This is a genomic window from Yersinia vastinensis (assembly GCF_044905075.1).
GTDB lineage: Bacteria > Pseudomonadota > Gammaproteobacteria > Enterobacterales > Enterobacteriaceae > Yersinia > Yersinia vastinensis.
Window position 1 is genome coordinate 2,031,306 of sequence record NZ_CP173260.1, and the last position, 19,901, is coordinate 2,051,206.

Here is a 19,901-nt window from a genome sequence, read left to right on the forward strand (position 1 = left end):
CAGATTCATTTACGAAAGGCGCTGTTTACCACGCCAGTGTGTAACAGGTGCGGCAGAGGATAGGATGGAACAGCAGTTGCAGGACTCAACACTAAAACGTGGTTTAAAAAATCGTCATATTCAACTTATTGCTCTGGGTGGAGCGATTGGTACAGGGCTATTCCTAGGGATAGCACAAACCATTAAGATGGCTGGCCCCTCAGTTATACTGGGTTATGCCATCGGCGGTTTTATCGCATTTCTTATTATGCGCCAGTTGGGCGAAATGGTAGTTGAGGAGCCAGTTGCGGGGTCATTCAGCCATTTTGCTTATAAATATTGGGGCGATTTTGCGGGCTTCCTATCTGGCTGGAACTACTGGGCCATGTTTATCCTAGTCGGTATGGCAGAATTGACTGCAGTCGGTATCTATATTCAATATTGGTGGCCAGAAATACCCACTTGGGTATCAGCTGCAGTATTTTTTGTTCTGATAAATGCGATCAATCTAGTTAACGTACGTATGTATGGTGAAACCGAATTCTGGTTCGCTATCATTAAAGTGGTTGCCATCATTGGTATGATTGTGTTCGGGGCCTATTTGCTGGCATCTGGGTCCGGTGGACCAAATGCTTCTGTTACTAACCTCTGGGCGCAAGGGGGCTTTATGCCTCATGGCTTGACTGGGTTAGTCATGGCAATGGCCGTAATTATGTTTTCTTTCGGCGGGCTGGAAATGGTGGGTATCACCGCAGCAGAAGCCGAGGATCCTCATCACAGCATTCCTAAAGCGACCAATCAGGTTGTCTATCGTATCCTTATTTTTTATATCGGCTCATTAGCCGTGCTGCTTTCCCTTTACCCATGGGGCAAGGTTGTCGAAGGTGGCAGTCCTTTTGTCATGATTTTTCATGCATTGGACAGTAATCTGGTGGCGACAATTCTGAACGTGGTGGTTTTGACCGCAGCGCTATCTGTGTACAACAGTGGTGTTTATTGTAATAGCCGTATGCTCTTTGGTTTGGCATCGCAAGGGAACGCGCCCAAGGTGCTAACCAAGGTGAACAAGCGTGGTGTGCCAATTTTGTCGATTGCTCTTTCGGCGCTAGCGACTTCGGCAGGGGTGGTGATTAACTATGTGATGCCAGGCAAAGCTTTTGAGTTGCTGATGGCGTTGGTGGTATCAACGTTAGTCATCAACTGGGTTATGATTTGTTTAGCTCATTTGAAGTTTAGGGCTGCAAAGGTACAAGAAGGCATCGAACCCCGCTTCAAAGCGTTATGGTATCCCTATGGCAACTATCTGTGTCTGGTGTTTCTGGCATTGATCTTGGTTATCATGTACCTCACTGACGGCATTCAGATCTCCGTGCTAATGATGCCTGTCTGGATAGCACTATTATGGTGCGGTTTTATGCTGACTCGCCGTAGAGATAAGAGTAATCAGACACAAGCCAATGATTCAAACGCGGCCTGATTTGGTTACTGTGTGATGCTAAATAGCCGGGCATTAATACTGCCCGGCTATTTAGTTGTTTGGAATGACTTTCTAAATGTTATCTATTGTTTAAATTCCCAACAATAAATAAAGTTGAGATCGAATACCTATAATAGGTTATAGCTGTCATCTCATTTGGCGCCAATCAAAGTTAATTGAGACTAATTCCTAATAACAAATATAACCACTTTAGCAATATGGTTAAAAAATGTTGGAATAGTCTGAATTAGAATTGCCACCGCATCCAAGTAAACAAGACATTACCATTATTATAAGTGCCGGGAATATAGGTGGTTTGCAGAGCAAACCTATTATATTCAATAGAGAGCAGTGGCAGGGGTAATGGAATTGGAATGTAATGATATTCATGACGTGCGGTAATACTGGCGGTAAAGCCGATACCAAAACGCCAACCGTCCATTTCTCCAGGTATCCACATTTTTTGATAGCCGTAACCTATAATCGGCTCAATTTCATTATGTGAGTCCATGAACGCCATCGCATACACTGCATGCCAGTTGTTATCTTCATCATAGCGATACTTGCCATAGCCGAGACCCCAAGGCCGCTCATTGTAGGACTCTATCTTGTCATCATCATAGGTCCAGCGGTTATGCCAAGTATTCAGCGGGATGTACAGCTCTTGATTAGGAGAGTCCCAAGTGAGGGATATGTTATTCACCAAACGTTGCCATAGGCTGTCATTGCGGGCAGACAGTGCAGTTTTGTTTTCTATTGAGGATTTGGTTGATGGACTTTTGTCATCGGCAAGTGCTATTGAAGCCTGACTCAACCACAGACCACTACACAACACGGCCTTGATAATATGTTTGTAATTCATGGAATAACTCTCTGATGCTGATAAGGTGAAATAAGATTTCTTGGCATCAGATAATCTTTGTACCTATCAAAACTAATGACGAATAAAACATTATTTATAATAAAGCAGAGGGTATAACCCTAAACCTAAACGATTCTATAACGAGCAACTAAAATAGTGTTTTCAACTGCGCGCCAGAATAATTAAATTTTAATTCCTGAGCATCAAGAAATGTCTCAATCTGTTTTCTATAGCACAAATTGTTGACGTTTTTCGTTAGATTTTATCGCCGTAAACTGACTAAAAAAGTGTAATTGTCAGTATATTTATACAGATTAAATAAAACAAAAATGCACTTTCCTGGTGCGTTTTTTCCAAAATGACTAAATTAATGCACCTATATGACACAATAAAGTGTGATTGGATTTATGTGGTTTTCTCTCGCTGGATTTTTATTTAAATCTATTTTTCTCATTAGAAACTAGGCCAGCTATGGCGAACTGAGTGGTTATTTTTTCATCTCTGATGCGAATGGAAAAATAAGATATTTATGTATTTCTTATGCGAATAACGCAATGAACATAACCTGAGGTTAAGTAAGGAGTTAGTTTGGTGGGTTTCACGTGAGAGAGCAGCGGTGTTAGCTGGCCTCGGGACCAAAACAGAAGCCGGCATAAATTTAATTATTATATATTTAATGCTAATAAATTTTATACCAATGCACTTTTTTATCATCAGTTTGAGCTGGAAACCACAAGAGTTTCACGTAAGCAGCATTATAAAAAGTGTTAGCTTAAATGTTAAAAACCAGTAAGAAAGCGGGGCGGGATAGTATAAAAAAATAGAGCAGAAAATACGATGACCTTCAACAAATTTTGGCATATTTACGCATTCTTTATGCGCAACCGTTTCAAATATGTGCGACAGGTTCACCCTTGATTAAAAATGGCTTGCCATCGAATACAGAGTATGTGATAACGCATATGGGTAAAACGAGGTACAGTTCTGTATATGTGTGGCATTTTCAGTAAAGAAGTTCTGAGTAAAGACGTTAGCGTTGAATACCGCTTCTCTGCCGATCCTTATCTTAGTGCCTCAAGCAGTAACGACTCTAGTTTGTCTATGTAAACGCCCACGGGCGAGTTAAACAATCCAAAGGAAATACTCAAGATGGCAAAGATCAAAGGTCAAGTTAAGTGGTTCAACGAGTCTAAAGGTTTCGGTTTCATCACTCCAGCTGACGGCAGCAAAGATGTGTTCGTACACTTCTCTGCAATCCAGGGTAATGGCTTCAAAACCCTGGCTGAAGGCCAGAACGTAGAGTTCGAAATCCAAGACGGTCAGAAAGGTCCGTCTGCAGTAAACGTTACTGCAATCTAATCAGCTCTTTTGCTGTTAAAAACCCGCCTTTGTGCGGGTTTTTTCGTTTCTGTGGTCTGAGAAATCGGCGCACTAAGGCAAAATAATTAAGCCGGAATACTGATTGCGGCCCTTAATTCCCGGATGGGCAGGGTCAATGGCCTGTCGTTGAGTGGTGCGCCGAAAGCTGGTGTATTTGAAATGGGGCTGGTTATCATCCTCGCCATGGGGTGTGGTCGTGCATATGGTGCAACTCCCGACACGATCAACATGACTAATACCCGCACCACGCAATTGGTACTCAGCAATCGCCGTGAGGTTGAGGTGGCGAAAGTAAGGTGAGATGACATTTTTTGCCAACGGTAGTTCGCGAATAAACCGTTCGGCCAATTCTTCATTCACTTCATAACAACAAGCGTGGGCGGCTGGCCCTATCGCGGCGACCCAATTCGCAGGGTCATCATCACAGGCAATGCGCTCAACCATGTTTAAGATGATGCCATCTAGCAATCCACGCCAACCGGCATGAACCACAGCAATACCTTTTCCTTGCCGTTGACTGAAGATAACCGGCAGACAGTCTGCGGTCAGCACGGTTAATAAAATACCAGCCTGAGTGGTATAGAGGCCATCGGCTTCGCCGCACTCTTGCCCCGGCTCTGTCACATCGATAATCGTTGTGCCATGAACCTGTTTTTTATTCGCTTGGGTCATCTGATAGGGTTGCAGACAGTCCGGTAATAGGGCGGATTTATTGCCAAAACCATGACAGATTGTGGTGATACGGCTGAATTGGGGGGAAAAATCAGTCATTGGACTTACCTAATGAAAAATAAAGTACGCCATTTAGTGTAAGCCGTTTTTTAACTTATTGACCAGCCACCTTTTCTTTTAAATTGTCGTTAGCGAATTGTTGCAAAATAACGCATCTTGTATCACTGTTTTGGCACCTATTGACGTGGGGTATAGGGTTTAATGGCAGCTATAACTCATGCACTTCTTTAGGATTGAACTCTGTGATATCTAAACCCAAAAATGACGCTCACAACTTTATTCAATGGCGCTTTGGCTTGCTGTGTAGTTGTATTTTACTGTCATTTTTAGGGCTAATTGTTCGAGTTGCCTGGTTGCAAGTTATCGAACCGGCCCCACTGGTAAAAGAAGAAGATATGCGCTCAGTGCGGGTGGTGGCCACACCCAATACGCGTGGAATGATTACTGACCGCAATGGGCATCCGTTAGCTGTCAGTGTACCGGTTGAGGCTATCTGGGCTGATCCGAAATCGGTATTAGAGAAGGGGGGAGTGGGCGTTTCTGTGCGTTGGCAGGCATTGGCTCAGGAACTCAATATGCCACTGGATCAGTTGAATGGCCGTATCAGGCAGAATCCCAATGCACGTTTCGTCTATCTTGCCAGACAGGTGGAGCCTGATGTTGCTGAATATATCCAACGGCTGAAATTACCCGGTATTGCCATCAAAGAGGAATCAAGGCGTTTTTATCCTTCTGGTGATGTTGCGGCCAATCTTGTGGGTTTTACCAATATTGATGATCAAGGTATTGAGGGGGTCGAAAAGAGTTTTAACTCACTGCTTAGTGGCACAGCAGGCAGTCGAGTGGTACGCAAAGACAGATTTGGTCGGGTAGTGGAAGATATTTCGTCTACAGATAGTCACCCCGGACAAAATGTTGAACTCAGTATTGATGAACGGCTACAGGCGGAAACATCACATGCGCTGACCAATGCCGTGATGTTCAATAAAGCAGACTCCGGCTCTGCCGTGGTGATTGATATCAATACAGGCGAAGTGTTGGCGATGGCAAATTATCCGACTTTCAACCCGAACAATCGCGCATCAACACCGGAGGAAAATTTTCGTAACCGGGCCATCAGCGATATTTTTGAACCGGGCTCGACAGTTAAACCTATGGTGGTTATGACGGCATTACAGCGCCACTTGGTGAAACCTGACTCTGTGCTAGATACCCACCCTTATATATTAAGCGGACATCAAATTAAAGATGTGGGTTTTTACCCTGCGCTGTCGCTCACGGGCGTTTTACAAAAATCGAGTGATGTGGGTGTCTCTCGTCTGGCGCTGGCTATGCCGGCTTCGGCACTTATGGAAACTTATACCTCATTTGGCTTGGGGGAACCCACTCAGTTGGGGCTGACGGGAGAGAGCCGTGGATTGATGTCGCATCGCCAGCGCTGGAGTGATTTAGACCGTGCAACGTTCTCTTTTGGCTATGGTTTGATGGTGACACCACTGCAATTGGCGCGAGTCTACGCCACTATTGGCAGCTTCGGTATTTATCGGCCCTTGTCGATTACTAAAGTTGACCCGCCAGTGTTGGGGCAGCGGGTATTCCCCGAGGTGTTGGTGCAACAGGTTGAACATATGATGGAGAGTGTGGCATTGCCCGGTGGTGGGGGGGTGAAAGCGGCGGTGCGTGGATATCGAGTGGCGGTCAAAACCGGGACTGCCAAGAAGATTGGGCCCAATGGTCAATATATCGATAAATATGTGGCGTACACTGCGGGGGTGGCTCCAGCCAGTCAGCCTCGCTTCGCATTGGTGGTGATGATTAATAATCCCCAAGGTGGAAAATACTACGGTGGTGCGGTTTCAGCTCCGGTATTTAGTGACATTATGGGGCAAATTTTACGAACCATGAATGTTGAGCCTGATGCCATTCCTGTTGGGGGAGTTCGACACAGCTAATCTTCCGTGAATTCACCATGTTAAACCGCGGCTTGCATCAGTACCGGGGCTTCTTTAGACTAACTCCGCGTCTGCCGGTGACTCTGGCGGTTATTTATCTGTTATCTGGAACTCAACCATGTCTTATCTGTGTCCCCTTTGTCATCAGGCCATGCAGCAAAGTCCGCAACAGTGGCGTTGCAGCAATAATCATCAGTTTGATTGTGCCAAAGAGGGCTACGTCAATTTAATGCCGGTACAGCATAAGGGATCAAAACAGCCCGGGGACAGCCCAGAGATGATGCAAGCGCGTCGGGCATTTCTTGATGCAGGTTATTATCAGCCTTTGCAGCAGCGTATCTGTGAGATTCTAGATACGGCACTCCCTCTGGATGCTGCCATGTTACTTGATATCGGTTGTGGCGAGGGGTATTACACTGCTGAGGTTGCAAACCGACTCAATCGGCAGCGCCAAGTATCCGTATTTGGATTAGATGTCGCTAAAGTGGCCGTAAGATATGGAGCAAAACGTTACCCACAGGTGAATTTTTGTGTGGCCTCTAGTCACCGGTTGCCCTTTGCTAATCAGGCGCTTGACGCCGTATTACGTATTTATGCACCTTGCAAGGCCGCCGAGCTGGCACGTACTGTCAAGCCCGGTGGTATTGTGGTGACAGTAGCCCCTGGCCCACGCCATCTGTACCAGTTAAAAGCACTGATCTATGCCCAAGTACAACTCCATGACGATAACCAAGAGTATCTAGATGGATTTGAGTTAGTCAGTCGTGAAGAATTGGGCTATGAGATGAAGTTAACGGGTAAACAGGGTTTTAATTTATTGCAGATGACGCCTTTTGCCTGGCGTGCCTCCATTGACACGGGGCAAGAGCTGGCGGCGCGACAATCTTTTATCTGTGAAACAGACTTTGTTATCGCTCTGCATCGTCGTAAAGAAGAACCTGCTATCGAGAGTAATTCGGTAGCGGAAAGTTAGACTTATCTGTGCCTGCTTGGCCCGTTAGATTTTGGGCCACAGGTATATATAAATTGATATTCGCTATATAATTATTTTTGAATACCACAATGAAACGCCCCTAAGGGAAATATTATTATGGTGATAATAGTATGTGATTATTCCCTGGTGTAGGATTACTTATTAACTTAAGTCAAATTTGTAGTGTGTTATTTTTATAGCGATATTAATTTATTTTAGGTCCAGATTTCGCCAAGTTCTTCCGCCGGATTCAGTCACTAGAATCGAGGGGATAAAGCGTATCTGTTCTGCAACTTTTAGCGCTAAATCAGCGACTTCCTGTTTGTTAAGTATGCCACTGCCGTAATTGAACTCTCCCTCCGGTAATTTATAAACTTTTTCTCTGCCGATAAGACGGGTAAATCCTGCATCAATCATTTTTTTATTCAGAGTCTCGTAATCGCCTTCCACTGCATTATGCAAAACGACACTGACCGTAAAGTACGGCATATCTATTTTTCCAATCAGTCATGTGATGATATTTATATATCATATCGCTGTTCACGATATTTTGACCGGTGTCTAATTGCGAGAAATGAGGTGAGAATCACCTTGATAAGTTAGTGGGCATACGGTGAGGCCCAAATGTTTTATTGCGTAACTAATACAACTCGGCGGTGAGAAATTTCTTGGTTACGATAAAGAATCATAGGCTTTGCTGAGATCAGGTTTATTACACAACTGATCCTATTTTTTTACTCATCAAAAAATAATCCCCTTGAAATGCAGAAATGCTTGCATCAACTGATGTTATCAGGATAATTCCGAATCTTTATAATAAGCATTCTCATTAGTGGCTGTTTTGCAAAATTCAGGGGCATCAATACGATGAATAATACAATTTCTATCCGCGTGAATCAGAAACGGCATGCACCGCGTCTGTTGTGCGTTATGATTGGTGCTGCACTCGGCACTTTATCTGCATCTTCATGGGCTGCAACGACAACAGCTGATGCAGCTGAAAACGTAAAAAAAACCAGCACAGTGGCAGACACGGCGAAGGTTGATGAAAGCCAAAAAACCGACACCATCACAGTTGTCGGGACGCAAGATACTTTCCGCGCGGGTGGTAATGACTTAATTCCAACTTATCTGGATGGTCAGGTAGCGAATGGTGGCCGTATTGGCTTCCTCGGGCAGCAAGATGCCCGTAACGTACCATTTAACGTTATCAGCTATACCTCCAAAATGATCGAAGATCAGCAAGCAAATTCCATTGCTGATGTTGTCAAAAATGATGCTTCAGTCCAGAACGTTCGTGGCTATGGCAACCCATCACAAAACTACCGTATTCGTGGCTATAACCTCGATGGCGATGATATCTCATTTGGTGGTTTGTTCGGTGTTTTACCTCGTCAGATCGTTTCAACTAGCATGGTTGAGCGGGTAGAAGTGTTTAAAGGTGCTAACGCCTTTATTAACGGCATCTCGCCAAGTGGTAGTGGTGTAGGCGGGATGATTAACCTAGAACCTAAACGTGCGGGTGATACGCCGCTGACTCGTGTTAGCGTGGATTATGGTTCATCTTCACAAGTGGGCGGTGCGCTGGATGTTGGGCGTCGCTATGGTGATGACGATCAATTCGGTGTGCGGGTGAACGTATTACATCGTGAAGGTGAGAGCGCCATTCACGACCAGAAAGAGCGTACTACGGCTGTATCGACTGGCTTGGATTATCGTGGTGATCGGGCTCGTACGTCACTGGATGTCGGTTATCAGAAGCAAACAATCCATCATATGCGTACCGATGTTGCTATTGGTGGCGCAACCGTTATTCCTGAACCGCCATCCTCGACCTTGAACTATGGTCAGTCGTGGGTGTATACCGATCTGGAGACCACCTTCGGTATGTTGCGCAGTGAATATGATGTCAGCCAAGATTGGACGGTATATGGTTCCATTGGGGCCAGCCACAATGAAGAAACTGGCCAATATGGTTCACCGACACTGACAAGTGCCAATAACGGCGATGCCACTATTTCTCGACTGTATGTTCCTTATGCATCCGATTCTATTGCAGGTCTGGGTGGGATTCGTGGTCACTTTGATACCGGCTTTATTACTCATAAAGTGAACTTGGGCTATGCTGCTAACTATCGTACAGCCAAGTCAGCTTGGAATATGTCGAACCCTGTTAATACCAATATTTATAATCCGGGCGTCATTGATTTCCCACCGACTGCGTATAGCAGCACCAGCCAAGACCCACAACTGAATAGTCAGGTGCGAGCTTCAGGTTTTTCATTGTCTGATACCTTATCCATGATGGATGATAAGTTGATCGTGATGTTGGGGGTTCGTCGTCAGGAAGTCACTATTCGTAACTTTGACAGTGGAGTGCCAAACAGCGCTGGGTCATTGGATGCAATGAAGGTCACGCCTATCTACGGCATTATGGTGAAGCCGTGGGAGAAAGTGTCTCTGTACGCTAACCATATTGAAGCCCTCGGTCCGGGTAAGTCAGCCCCCTTTACTTATAGCAATGCGAGTGGTGTAACGACAACCGTAGCTAACGCCGGTCAAATCCCAGGGATTGTTCATTCAAAACAAAATGAGATTGGTGTGAAGTTTGATAACCAGCGTTACGGCGGTACATTGGCGCTGTTCGAAATCACTCGCCCAACGGGGACAGTTGATCCAGAGACTAGCATCTATGGCTTCTACGGCGAACAACGCAACCGGGGTATTGAACTGAATGTGTTTGGTGAACCGGTCTTTGGTACTCGTCTGCTAGGGAGTGCAACGTGGTTGGATCCTAAACTGACCAAAACCCAAAGTGGTGCCAACAACGGTAATGATGCAGTGGGTGTGGCCCGTTATCAGTTAGTGTTTGGCGGCGAATATGATATCCCTGCTGTTGAAGGCTTAACCGCGGCCGGCACTGTGGTGCGTTCAGGTTCTCAGTATGCTAACGAAGCCAATACGCTGAAATTGAAGCCGTGGACCCGTTTGGATCTGGGCGTGCGTTACACCATGCCGATGAAAGACACCACTCTGACATGGCGTGCGAATGTTGAGAACGTCACCAATGAGCGCTATTGGGAATCTGTGGAAGATACTGGGACATATATCTATCAGGGCGATCCACGCGCGCTGAAGTTGTCAGTCTCGATGGACTTCTAATCAGCAACAGATAACCACCCAGCTGATGGGTATTTCAACAATAAAAAACCCCGCCATTCTTGATGAGTGCGGGGTTTATTTTTAGCTTTTGCGACTGACCGCTGCCGTTCGCTTTATTTTATGATGAGAATAAAATAGCCACTATCAGGCTGCGATGCGGTAAATATGTTCGTAAAGAATATTAAAGCCGATGGCGATGAGTACGATGCCACCAGCAATTTCAGCGCGTTTACCCAGTAGTGGGCCAATATAACGACCAATTAGCATACCGAGTGTCGCCATAATCATTGTGGCTAAACCAATAGCCATCGCGGTATGAACGATGTTCACTTGCAAGAACGCCAGACCAACACCAATGGCCATAGCATCAAGGCTGGTGGCAATGGCCGTCATCACTAAGACCCAGAAACTGTGGCTACGCATTTTTTCGGTTTCTTCGACTTGCTGTTTTGCGCCTTCAAAAATCATGCGGCACCCAAGAATGAACAGCAGGCTAAAAGCGATCCAGTGATCCCATTCCAAAATGTATTGACTGGCAAATAGACCTATACCCCAACCAATAAGTGGGGTAATCGCTTCTATCACACCAAAGATAAGACCGGTGCGTAGTGCTTCTCTAAAACGGGGTTTATGTAGACTGGCGCCTTTACCAATAGATGCCGCAAAAGCATCCATAGACATCGCAAAAGCAAGAACAAGAGTTGCAGATAGATTCATAGAAATAGTCTCGGCCGGGCGGCTCCATATACACGTAACCCACCCCCAACCTAACGACGGAGCTACGTGTCTATGGTCTCGCCAACCTTACCTGGCTGCCCGCACCACGTTCCAGAAACAGAACGAGTATGTTGATACGGGCGTTTCTATAATATGAATATATTAATTAAATATATCGTATAGAAACCGGCTACTCCCCATGAACGGCGCAACCTTAACATATAAATTCCAGTATGGACAACCCCAAAGATAATATGCCAACTTAGTCATATTGATAATGATTTTCATTATCGAGATTATAGTGGAAAATAGCACATATAAGCATCAAGAATGGTGTGGAAATAAGCGGTAAAGGGGAAGGGGATGATGTCGGGAAATTAATCAATTAATTAAAAGATTAACTTCCCGCGGAACTGGGTTTATGCTTGATTTTCAATGAAAAAATTATAAATCTTTTCTAAATCATCTAATTGCTTGACCTGAATAAGTAATCTGCGCTGCTCTAACTCAATCACTAAAATTCCATCTTCAGATAAATTCATGCTTTTTATTCGATTATATTCAATAAAAGCATTAGCGTAGAAGAACCCTGTATTTTTAAACAACAATTTAGGCCAACGGATATAAGAGATATAAACCGCCACTAACGCTAAACCCACTAATAAATAGGTGGTTAAAGGTGCGCCATTCGCCATGACATTATTGTAAATAAGGATTGCAATTAACCCGACAAAAATTGCGCAGTCGATTTTGTTTTTACGTTTCAGATGAATTTGTAGCCGGGTTTTGCCTTTCATCATATTCATGATGAATTCATCGTAGATGGCATAAGCCAGCAGCAGGGCAATAAAAACAATTAAGACAAGATCAGTAACCGACATGCAATAACTCCTGTATACCCGTCATCGTTCACATTTCAGGTGTGTTGGCCGTGCTCGTTCGTCCAGAGTATCGGTTATCGGGTTGAACGATTTTACCGTCTTCCTGCACGTTGAAATTTATAGAGTATAGGATGAGGTTTTATCAAAAATAAATAACCGGGAGCAAGCTCCCGGTTTGAGTTGAATCTACGACCAATCCCGGTTTACAGCCCCAGGAAGCCAATCCAGTAGCCGAAGATACCGATGGCGAAGAAGCCCATAATGATCCACAGTGCGTTAACTTTACGACGTAGTAGCCACATACAGCCGAAGGTTAACAGCAATGGTACCAAGCCAGGCATCAACTGATCCAAGATGGTTTGTACCGTTGTGACGGTCGTTTCGCCATTTTGGTTGGTTATCCTGGACACCACGACCGGTATGTTGACGTGTGTCCACTTGTTAACCAAGGCCCCCATGACAAACAGGCCGAGGATAGACGCCCCTTCCGTCAGTTTTTGCAGGAGACCACCGTCCATATCGCTAACGATATTGACACCTTTTGAATAGCCGTAGGCCACACCGTAGTAACGGGTCAGCAAGCGTACAACGTTAAACAGTACAAAGAACAGCAATGGACCCAGTAAGCTACCGCTCATTGCGATACCCGCACCGAGGGCGGCAAATACCGGACGTACAGTCCCCCAGAAAATAGGGTCACCAACGCCGGCCAAAGGCCCCATCAGACCAACTTTGATACCGTTAATTGCCGCATCATCAATTTCTGCACCATTGGCTTTCTGCTCTTCCATCGCCAGTGTTACACCCAAAATCGGGGCTGCAACGAAAGGTTGGGTATTGAAGAATTCCAAATGGCGTTTAATTGCCTGCTTACGCTCTTCCGAGTTCTCTGGGTACAAACGACGGATCGCTGGCACCATAGAGAAACAGAAACCTAGCGCCTGCATACGTTCGAAGTTCCACGACCCTTGGAAGAGGTTAGAGCGGAGAAACACACCGCGAATATCTGCGGGCGTGAGTTTCTTTTCACCTGTTGTTGCCGTAGTAACAGTTGTTGTATCAACCATTTCTCTCACCTTTTCCTAGTCTAATTCGTTATCAAGATCGTTATTGGCCGGGCCAGACTGCACGACAACCTGAGACTTGTTGTATTTCGGGCTGAGCTGGATATAAAGAACGGCCATAACCACACCAATAACACCCAGTGCCACCAGGTTGAAGTTAGTAAATGCGGCAGTAACGAAACCTAAATAGAAGAATGGCATCAGGTAGCCAGCACGCATCATGTTGATAACCATGGCGTAACCTACTACGACGATCATACCACCGGCGATATTCAGGCCACTGGTAACCACTTCAGGAATCGAGCTGAGCATCATCTGAACTTCAGATGTGCCTACAGACAGAGCAACGATCAATGCAGGAATCGCAATACGCATTGCTTGCAAGAACAGCGCAGAGATGTGAATCCAGGTGATTGCGCGTAGGCTGCCTCGTTCGGCTGCGCCATCAGCGGCATGCTGGAAAGCAACGGTAATGGTACGTACGATAATGGTTAATACCTGACCAGCGGCTGCCAATGGAATCGCCAGTGCGATACCCGCACCAATGTCTTGACCGCCAGCAATGACCAGAATGGTAGAAATAATCGATGCCAGAGCCGCATCTGGTGCCACTGCGGCCCCGATGTTCATCCAACCAAGTGCGATCATTTCCAAAGTACCACCGATGATGATACCGGTTTTCATATCACCCAGAACCAGACCGATTAAGGTACAGGCGACGAGAGGGCGGTGAAATTGGAACTCATCCAGGATGGATCCCATCCCGGCGATACAGGCAACAATAAATATCAGCACAATCTGAAGAGTTGTGATCTCCATTGTACTTCTCCTATGACCAAAAAAGCTGAGTAAAAATAACCGTGTTCCAAAACAGAACAGGGCATAACTTTGCTACGTAGTTTTACTAAAGCTATTTATTAAGTTTGCTAATTAAGTCCATCATTTTGAGCCGGCTGTCCGAAGACACTTTTCGAACTTCCAGCTCAATACCACGAGCATTTAATTTATTAAAAGCTTCAATATCTTTTTCATCAACGGAGACCGCATTGTTCACCTGGGTTTTACCCTGACGGAATGCCATACCACCGATATTGACTGACTTAATATCCACGCCACCCTCAACCAAACGCACAACGTCTGTTGGGTTGGTAAAGAGCAACATCACCCGATCATTGGCATATTTCGGGTTGTTATAAACGCGGATAGCTTTTTCAACATCAACTACGTGCGCAGTCACGCCCGGAGGAGCAACTTGTGTCAGCAGTGTTTTACGCATTTTATCGGCGGCAACTTCATCACTGACGACAATAATGCGTTTTACGTTAGTTTCTTTGGTCCAACGAGTAGCGACCTGACCATGGATTAAGCGATCATCAATACGCGCCAGCCCGATCTTCATATGATCATTCGGGCCTAAAGCAACGGCAGGAGCCTTGGCTTTTGGCGCAGGAGCAGTTTGTTGCGTCTCGGGCTTATCACTCTTCACTTCAGGCGCTTTCAGTGCTTTCACGCCTTCACGACCGGTTTCTACTGCGACTGCAACCAATTCGGCAAATGATGGGTTATCATCACGGGCCATAAAGGTTTCAGCCAGCATCGGAATGTTAACCCCGGTGACGACCTCATAGTTCTCTTTATCGATAGCAATTCGACTGGCAGCGTTAAACGGACTACCACCCCAGGTATCAACCAGGAATAGCACACCTTTACTGGTATCTAGTCCGGTCAATTTACCGTTGTATTTCTCAATCAACGTTTCGGCATTCTCACCTGGGACGAAATCGATATAAGCGACGTTATCTTGCTCGCCTAAAATCATTTCAGCTGTTTTCAGCAGTTGTTCTGCCGCAGCCCCATGTGTGCCGATGATAATAGCTATACTCACTCGCTACCCCCTCTGTTAACTCAGAATTGAGTTCTCGCACGTAACAGTAAAACCAGTTTTCCCCAACAACATTTCAGTACGTAATTTCAGTACACATTGAATCTATTATGATAGTCACAATGTCAGCGTACTGCTGACGTTTTATTCACAACAGCAATGAATCGATTCAGGTACATACCGCAATGTGTTGGATGTGATTTATTTTAGTCAGTGAAAAAATAAATTATGTGACGATGCTCATTTATTGGGACATGTTATGAATCATTTTGCTCATTTGGATAATATTTAGACACATAGATGAACAAGATTGATGTGTTTGCCTCTAACTCACTCATCACAGTATGATTGTTGTGCTTGGAATTTGTGCAATTTGCATAAATTTTGACAGGTGGGCTATTTGGGGTGAGGAAAATTTTTAGTGATAAAAAAATAGCAGCATAGTTGATAGTGAATCGTCATTTCATGCCATAGAAGGTTATCGTCGACCAGATAACAAATCAGACTATGCTGACAAAAAAATTCCTGATAAAGTTAGCGGCTCGATTAATTGTCAGGAGTTAAGGGCCTCAGCTCTCCCTATGGACTGTCACCGAAGTTACTGTTTCTCTAGTGTTAATACCCAGCCAGTGGGTTTAAATCTGGTTATCCAATCACGCACTGTTGCTGCGTTTAATCTCACCCGATCTTTCTGCGTATCTATACTGACAACCGTGCAGCGGCGTTTTGCTGCGTCTGTTGCAGGTCGCACATCATCTGAATCGTGTTCTTATTATCGGAGTCTGACATGGAATTTCTAATGGACCCCTCAATCTGGGCAGGGTTACTTACGTTGGTGGTACTGGAAATTGTTCTGGGTATCGATAACCTGGTGTTCATTGCGATACTAGCCGATAAACTGCCGCCTAAACAAAGAGATAAAGCTCGAATTATCGGCCTGTCTCTGGCACTGATCATGCGTTTAGGCTTGCTGTCGGTCATTTCCTGGATGGTCACACTGACGACGCCGCTCTTTAGCCTCGGCAGTTTCAGTTTCTCCGGGCGTGATCTGATTTTGCTGGTGGGGGGGCTATTTTTGCTATTCAAAGCCACCACAGAGCTACATGAACGGCTGGAGGGTAACCAGCACGATGACAGTACGAATCGCGGCTATGCCAGTTTCTGGGCTGTCGTTGCGCAGATAGTCGTACTTGATGCCGTCTTCTCCCTCGATGCGGTGATTACTGCGGTGGGGATGGTCAATGACTTAGCCATCATGATGACTGCGGTTGTGATTGCCATGGGCGTGATGCTATTGGCATCCAAATCACTGACTAACTTTGTGAATGCGCATCCGACCGTTGTCGTGCTGTGCCTGAGCTTCTTGCTAATGATTGGCTTGAGCCTGATTGCCGAAGGTTTTGGTTTCCACATTCCAAAAGGCTATCTGTACGCTGCAATCGGATTCTCTATTCTGATTGAGCTGTTTAACCAAATCGCACGGCGCAACTTTATTAAGCATGAATCTCGTTTGCCAAGACGTCAGCGTACGGCAGAGGCGATTATTCGTCTTATGGGTGGGCGTGCACAGCAGGAACCACAAAATGGTGACCCGCAGTTGGCATTACCGACAGAGGCTTTTGCTGAAGAAGAACGCTATATGATCAGTGGTGTGCTGACGTTAGCATCACGTTCACTGCGCAGTGTAATGACGCCACGTACTGAAATTTCGTGGGTAGACTGCCATCGTTCACAAGAAGAGATCCGCGAACAGTTATTGGATACACCACACAGTTTGTTCCCGGTATGCCGTGACTCACTGGATCAAATCATCGGTGTGGTTCGTGCCAAAGATCTGTTGGTGGCAATTGAACGTGGTGAGTCTATTTGTGAGTTCGCCGCGGCGACACCGCCAATAGTGGTGCCAGATACCATGGACGTAATTAATCTACTGGGTGTATTGCGAAAAGCAAAAGGCCGCTTAGTGGTGGTTAATGACGAATTCGGTGTGGTACAGGGGCTGGTGACACCGTTGGACGTACTAGAAGCGATCGCCGGTGAATTCCCTGACGAAGATGAAACACCGGACATTATTGTTGATGGTGATGGTTGGTTGGTGAAAGGGGGGGCAGATTTGCACTCGCTGGAACAAGCGCTGGATTGTCAGGAGTTGGTAAGCCCAACGGCTGACTATGCTTCACTTGCTGGGATGCTGCTGTCTCATTCAGGTCATATGCCGACGGTAGGCGATGTGATTGAATTGCATAACTTGCGCTTCGAGATTATGGAAGTGTCAGACTACCGCATTGAGCTGGTACGTATCACCAAACTGCATAATGAGCTGGAAGAGTAAACCGCTAACAGCGTCAAATGAAAAGGGGAGCTTCGGCTCCCCTTTTTTGATGGCGAATTTTGCCACTAAAAGAAATTAATTACATTGCACTTTAATAGCCAAACCGCCGCGAGAAGTCTCGCGATATTTGGCATTCATATCTTTACCTGTCTCAAACATCGTTTCGATAACTTTGTCCAGCGAAACCCGCGGCTCGCTGGTGCGGCGCATCGCCATACGTGCAGAGTTAATCGCTTTAACCGAGGCAATGGCATTGCGTTCAATACAAGGAACTTGCACCTGACCCGCTACTGGGTCGCACGTCAGTCCCAAATTGTGCTCCATGCCAATTTCAGCAGCGATACATACCTGCACCGGGCTTGCACCCAGTAACTCGGCCAAACCTGCCGCCGCCATAGAACAAGCCACACCGACTTCGCCCTGACAACCCACTTCTGCACCGGAAATTGACGCATTCATCTTATACAAAATGCCAATCGCCCCTGATGACAGGAAGTAACGAATAAAGATTTCCGGGGTCACTGGTTCAATAAAATGATCATAATAGGCTAATACCGCAGGGACGATACCGCAGGCTCCGTTCGTAGGTGCGGTTACCACACGCCCCCCGGCTGCATTTTCTTCGTTGACCGCCAGCGCGAACATATTGACCCAATCAATAACATTCATTGGATCGCTGGACAGTTTATCCGAAGAGACCAATAGACGTCGCAATGCGGAAGCACGGCGGGGAACCCGCAGCGGTCCAGGTAACACGCCTTCGGTATTCAGGCCGCGATCAATACAAGCACGCATAGTCTGCCAAATCGCAGTGAAGTAGGATTCAATATCTTCTTTGCTGTGCATTGCCAGCTCATTCTGCATCACCATACCGGAGATAGACATACCGGTTTGCTCGCAGTTTGCCAGAATTTCTGCCGCAGAATTAAATGGATAGGGGACGCTAACGGCATTGACTGCCGCTTTACCAAAATGCTCTTCATCGACAATAAAACCACCGCCGATTGAATAATAGGTTTTGCTCAGGACTTTCTCATCCCCAGCAAAGGCGTGGATTTGCATGCCATTCTCATGCAGCGGCAGATTATCACTGCGGAAGACCATCCCGCCCTCACGAGGGAAATCAACTTCATGCAAGCCATTGGCTAGCATCAGTTTCTGGCGTAACTCTACATCACGAATAAAAGCAGGAATGCTGTCGATATCAACGGTGTCTGGCATGTTGCCAGCCAGACCCATAATAATGGCGATATCAGTGTGGTGACCTTTCCCGGTCAGTGACAGTGAGCCGTAAACATCGACGGCGACACGCGTGACCGATGGCATCAACCCTTGAGTCACCAGCAAATCGGCAAACTCTTTACCGGCTTTCATTGGACCCACAGTGTGTGAGCTGGACGGGCCAATACCAATCTTGAACATGTCAAAAACGCTAATCACGCTAAAACTCCTTAACAAAGCTTTTTGTTATTCCCAGTACACATGTTTATGGCTGAGAATATTTGTATTAAGTATAAGAGCTCTGTGGAAAGCAGCAGGTTACTTCGGTTAAGTATTGCTACCACAAGCCCTGTTAATTTGGGTCCTACTGGTGTTAGCCGCACCTAATTGATGCCGCAACAGTGATATATCGCTACCAATTTATTGTTATCACTATCAGGCTTTAACCTTACATTTTTAGTGGTTTATAGTGATGAAAGATATTTTACAGATATTTCATAACGCTGACAGGCCAGTTTACAGTTTTTTTAAAATGGTTGTGCAGAGAAAGTAGAGTAAAAATCGATATGATGGGGTGATAGGGATCGCTTTATGCTGCAATTCAGACTTTTTAGCGCAGAGGCTGTGAAGTTTGTCACTCATTACCCATACTAAGTATCTGGCTTTAATGTCAAATACTGACCTGCTGTGCCAAGCGACGAATAATCGCGGCAGTCAAACCCCAGATGAATTGGCTTTCATACCATGAAAGATAGATCCGATGATTGATTCCTCCTCTATGGATATCCAGCGAATAGTAGCGAGATAAACTTAGGGCCTCATGCAAGGGAATCTCAAACAGCCCGGCGACTTCATCTTCATTGCCATGAAAGGCAATATTATCAGGAACTAAACCGACGATAGGTGTGACCTGATAGCCACTGGAGCTATCCAGTGGTGCCAATTGACCCAACACATGTACAGCCGCAGAGGGAATGGCAACTTCCTCTTGTGCTTCACGCAGCGCAGTGGCAATTAACGAGCTATCTTGTGGGTCTGCTTTACCACCGGGGAAAGCGACTTGCCCCGCATGCTTGCGCAAGTGGTCTGAACGTTTTGTCAGCAATAAGGTGGGTTCAGGTCGGCAAATAATCGGAATTAATACTGCCGCATGGCGGCTATGGGCGGAAAAGATACCCGGTTGCGGCTGTTGCAGTTGGAATCGACTAATAAACTCAGCCAGTGGTTTACCAACAATTGATTTATTTATAAGTAATTTATTCATAGCAGATTGATTCACAAACAAGT

General features: G+C 45.7%; 17 protein-coding genes and 1 riboswitch. Of the genes, 7 read left to right on the top strand and 10 right to left on the bottom strand.

What is annotated here, in order from left to right; all coding sequences use genetic code 11:
- The first annotated feature begins 64 nt into the window (after nucleotides 1-64).
- Nucleotides 65-1,456 carry an amino acid permease gene (locus ACIOG0_RS09395; protein ID WP_050097362.1) on the top strand — a complete coding sequence of 464 codons (1,392 nt, stop codon included), beginning with the start codon at nucleotides 65-67 and terminating at the stop codon, nucleotides 1,454-1,456.
- Nucleotides 1,457-1,703: 247 nt separating this feature from the next.
- Here the strand turns inward: ACIOG0_RS09395 and pagP are convergent, their stop codons facing one another.
- Complete coding sequence (gene pagP, locus ACIOG0_RS09400) at nucleotides 1,704-2,318, bottom strand: lipid IV(A) palmitoyltransferase PagP (protein WP_128450835.1); 615 nt, start codon at nucleotides 2,316-2,318, stop codon at nucleotides 1,704-1,706.
- 990 nt (nucleotides 2,319-3,308) lie between these two features.
- Here pagP and ACIOG0_RS09405 point away from each other — a divergent pair.
- Together ACIOG0_RS09405 and cspE are read left to right on the top strand one after the other, a co-directional pair.
- On the top strand, nucleotides 3,309-3,425 hold the full coding sequence (locus tag ACIOG0_RS09405; protein WP_002211058.1) for a DUF2627 domain-containing protein: 117 nt from the start codon (nucleotides 3,309-3,311) through the stop codon (nucleotides 3,423-3,425).
- Between the two features lie 42 nt (nucleotides 3,426-3,467).
- On the top strand, nucleotides 3,468-3,677 hold the full coding sequence (gene cspE, locus ACIOG0_RS09410) for a transcription antiterminator/RNA stability regulator CspE (protein WP_002221949.1): 210 nt from the start codon (nucleotides 3,468-3,470) through the stop codon (nucleotides 3,675-3,677).
- A 72-nt stretch (nucleotides 3,678-3,749) separates the two neighbouring features.
- Here cspE and pgeF read toward each other — a convergent pair whose 3' ends face one another.
- Nucleotides 3,750-4,469 carry a peptidoglycan editing factor PgeF gene (gene pgeF, locus ACIOG0_RS09415; protein WP_128450834.1) on the bottom strand — a complete coding sequence of 240 codons (720 nt, stop codon included), beginning with the start codon at nucleotides 4,467-4,469 and terminating at the stop codon, nucleotides 3,750-3,752.
- Between the two features lie 203 nt (nucleotides 4,470-4,672).
- Here pgeF and ftsI point away from each other — a divergent pair, with 203 nt between their 5' ends.
- The gene (gene ftsI / locus ACIOG0_RS09420) at nucleotides 4,673-6,382 is read left to right on the top strand and encodes a peptidoglycan glycosyltransferase FtsI (RefSeq protein WP_128450833.1); all 1,710 of its coding nucleotides are present in this window, start codon (nucleotides 4,673-4,675) and stop codon (nucleotides 6,380-6,382) included.
- A 118-nt stretch (nucleotides 6,383-6,500) separates the two neighbouring features.
- Complete coding sequence (gene rlmA / locus ACIOG0_RS09425; RefSeq protein ID WP_050097369.1) at nucleotides 6,501-7,355, top strand: 23S rRNA (guanine(745)-N(1))-methyltransferase; 855 nt, start codon at nucleotides 6,501-6,503, stop codon at nucleotides 7,353-7,355.
- Between the two features lie 210 nt (nucleotides 7,356-7,565).
- Here rlmA and ACIOG0_RS09430 read toward each other — a convergent pair whose 3' ends face one another.
- On the bottom strand, nucleotides 7,566-7,844 hold the full coding sequence (locus ACIOG0_RS09430) for a hypothetical protein (RefSeq protein ID WP_050097370.1): 279 nt from the start codon (nucleotides 7,842-7,844) through the stop codon (nucleotides 7,566-7,568).
- Between the two features lie 378 nt (nucleotides 7,845-8,222).
- Here ACIOG0_RS09430 and ACIOG0_RS09435 point away from each other — a divergent pair, with 378 nt between their 5' ends.
- Nucleotides 8,223-10,517 carry a TonB-dependent siderophore receptor gene (locus ACIOG0_RS09435; protein ID WP_050097372.1) on the top strand — a complete coding sequence of 765 codons (2,295 nt, stop codon included), beginning with the start codon at nucleotides 8,223-8,225 and terminating at the stop codon, nucleotides 10,515-10,517.
- A 144-nt stretch (nucleotides 10,518-10,661) separates the two neighbouring features.
- Here ACIOG0_RS09435 and mntP read toward each other — a convergent pair whose 3' ends face one another.
- From mntP to manX, 5 genes are all read right to left on the bottom strand, one after another.
- Nucleotides 10,662-11,234, bottom strand: coding sequence for a manganese efflux pump MntP (gene mntP, locus ACIOG0_RS09440; RefSeq protein WP_050097373.1), 573 nt, complete (start codon nucleotides 11,232-11,234; stop codon nucleotides 10,662-10,664).
- A 10-nt stretch (nucleotides 11,235-11,244) separates the two neighbouring features.
- Nucleotides 11,245-11,445, bottom strand: a riboswitch (yybP-ykoY riboswitch).
- Between the two features lie 208 nt (nucleotides 11,446-11,653).
- On the bottom strand, nucleotides 11,654-12,115 hold the full coding sequence (locus ACIOG0_RS09445) for a DUF986 family protein (RefSeq protein WP_050097374.1): 462 nt from the start codon (nucleotides 12,113-12,115) through the stop codon (nucleotides 11,654-11,656).
- A gap of 203 nt (nucleotides 12,116-12,318) precedes the next feature.
- Nucleotides 12,319-13,182: a PTS mannose transporter subunit IID gene (locus tag ACIOG0_RS09450; RefSeq protein ID WP_050097375.1), complete on the bottom strand. Its 864-nt coding sequence runs from the start codon at nucleotides 13,180-13,182 to the stop codon at nucleotides 12,319-12,321.
- Nucleotides 13,183-13,197: 15 nt separating this feature from the next.
- Nucleotides 13,198-13,998 (bottom strand): PTS mannose/fructose/sorbose transporter subunit IIC, encoded by an 801-nt coding sequence (locus tag ACIOG0_RS09455; RefSeq protein WP_050097377.1) that lies wholly within the window; start codon nucleotides 13,996-13,998, stop codon nucleotides 13,198-13,200.
- Between the two features lie 91 nt (nucleotides 13,999-14,089).
- Nucleotides 14,090-15,064, bottom strand: a complete 975-nt coding sequence (manX, locus tag ACIOG0_RS09460) for a PTS mannose transporter subunit IIAB (protein ID WP_050097378.1) — start codon at nucleotides 15,062-15,064, stop codon at nucleotides 14,090-14,092.
- A 784-nt stretch (nucleotides 15,065-15,848) separates the two neighbouring features.
- Between manX and ACIOG0_RS09465 the strand changes: the two genes are divergently transcribed.
- Entirely contained in the window at nucleotides 15,849-17,393 is a 1,545-nt protein-coding gene (locus ACIOG0_RS09465) for a TerC family protein (RefSeq protein ID WP_050097379.1), read from the top strand.
- A 75-nt stretch (nucleotides 17,394-17,468) separates the two neighbouring features.
- Here ACIOG0_RS09465 and ACIOG0_RS09470 read toward each other — a convergent pair whose 3' ends face one another.
- Both ACIOG0_RS09470 and ACIOG0_RS09475 read right to left on the bottom strand, forming a co-directional pair.
- On the bottom strand, nucleotides 17,469-18,833 hold the full coding sequence (locus ACIOG0_RS09470) for an L-serine ammonia-lyase (protein WP_128450831.1): 1,365 nt from the start codon (nucleotides 18,831-18,833) through the stop codon (nucleotides 17,469-17,471).
- Between the two features lie 451 nt (nucleotides 18,834-19,284).
- Nucleotides 19,285-19,878 (bottom strand): CoA pyrophosphatase, encoded by a 594-nt coding sequence (locus tag ACIOG0_RS09475; protein ID WP_050097751.1) that lies wholly within the window; start codon nucleotides 19,876-19,878, stop codon nucleotides 19,285-19,287.
- Nucleotides 19,879-19,901 lie beyond the last annotated feature (23 nt).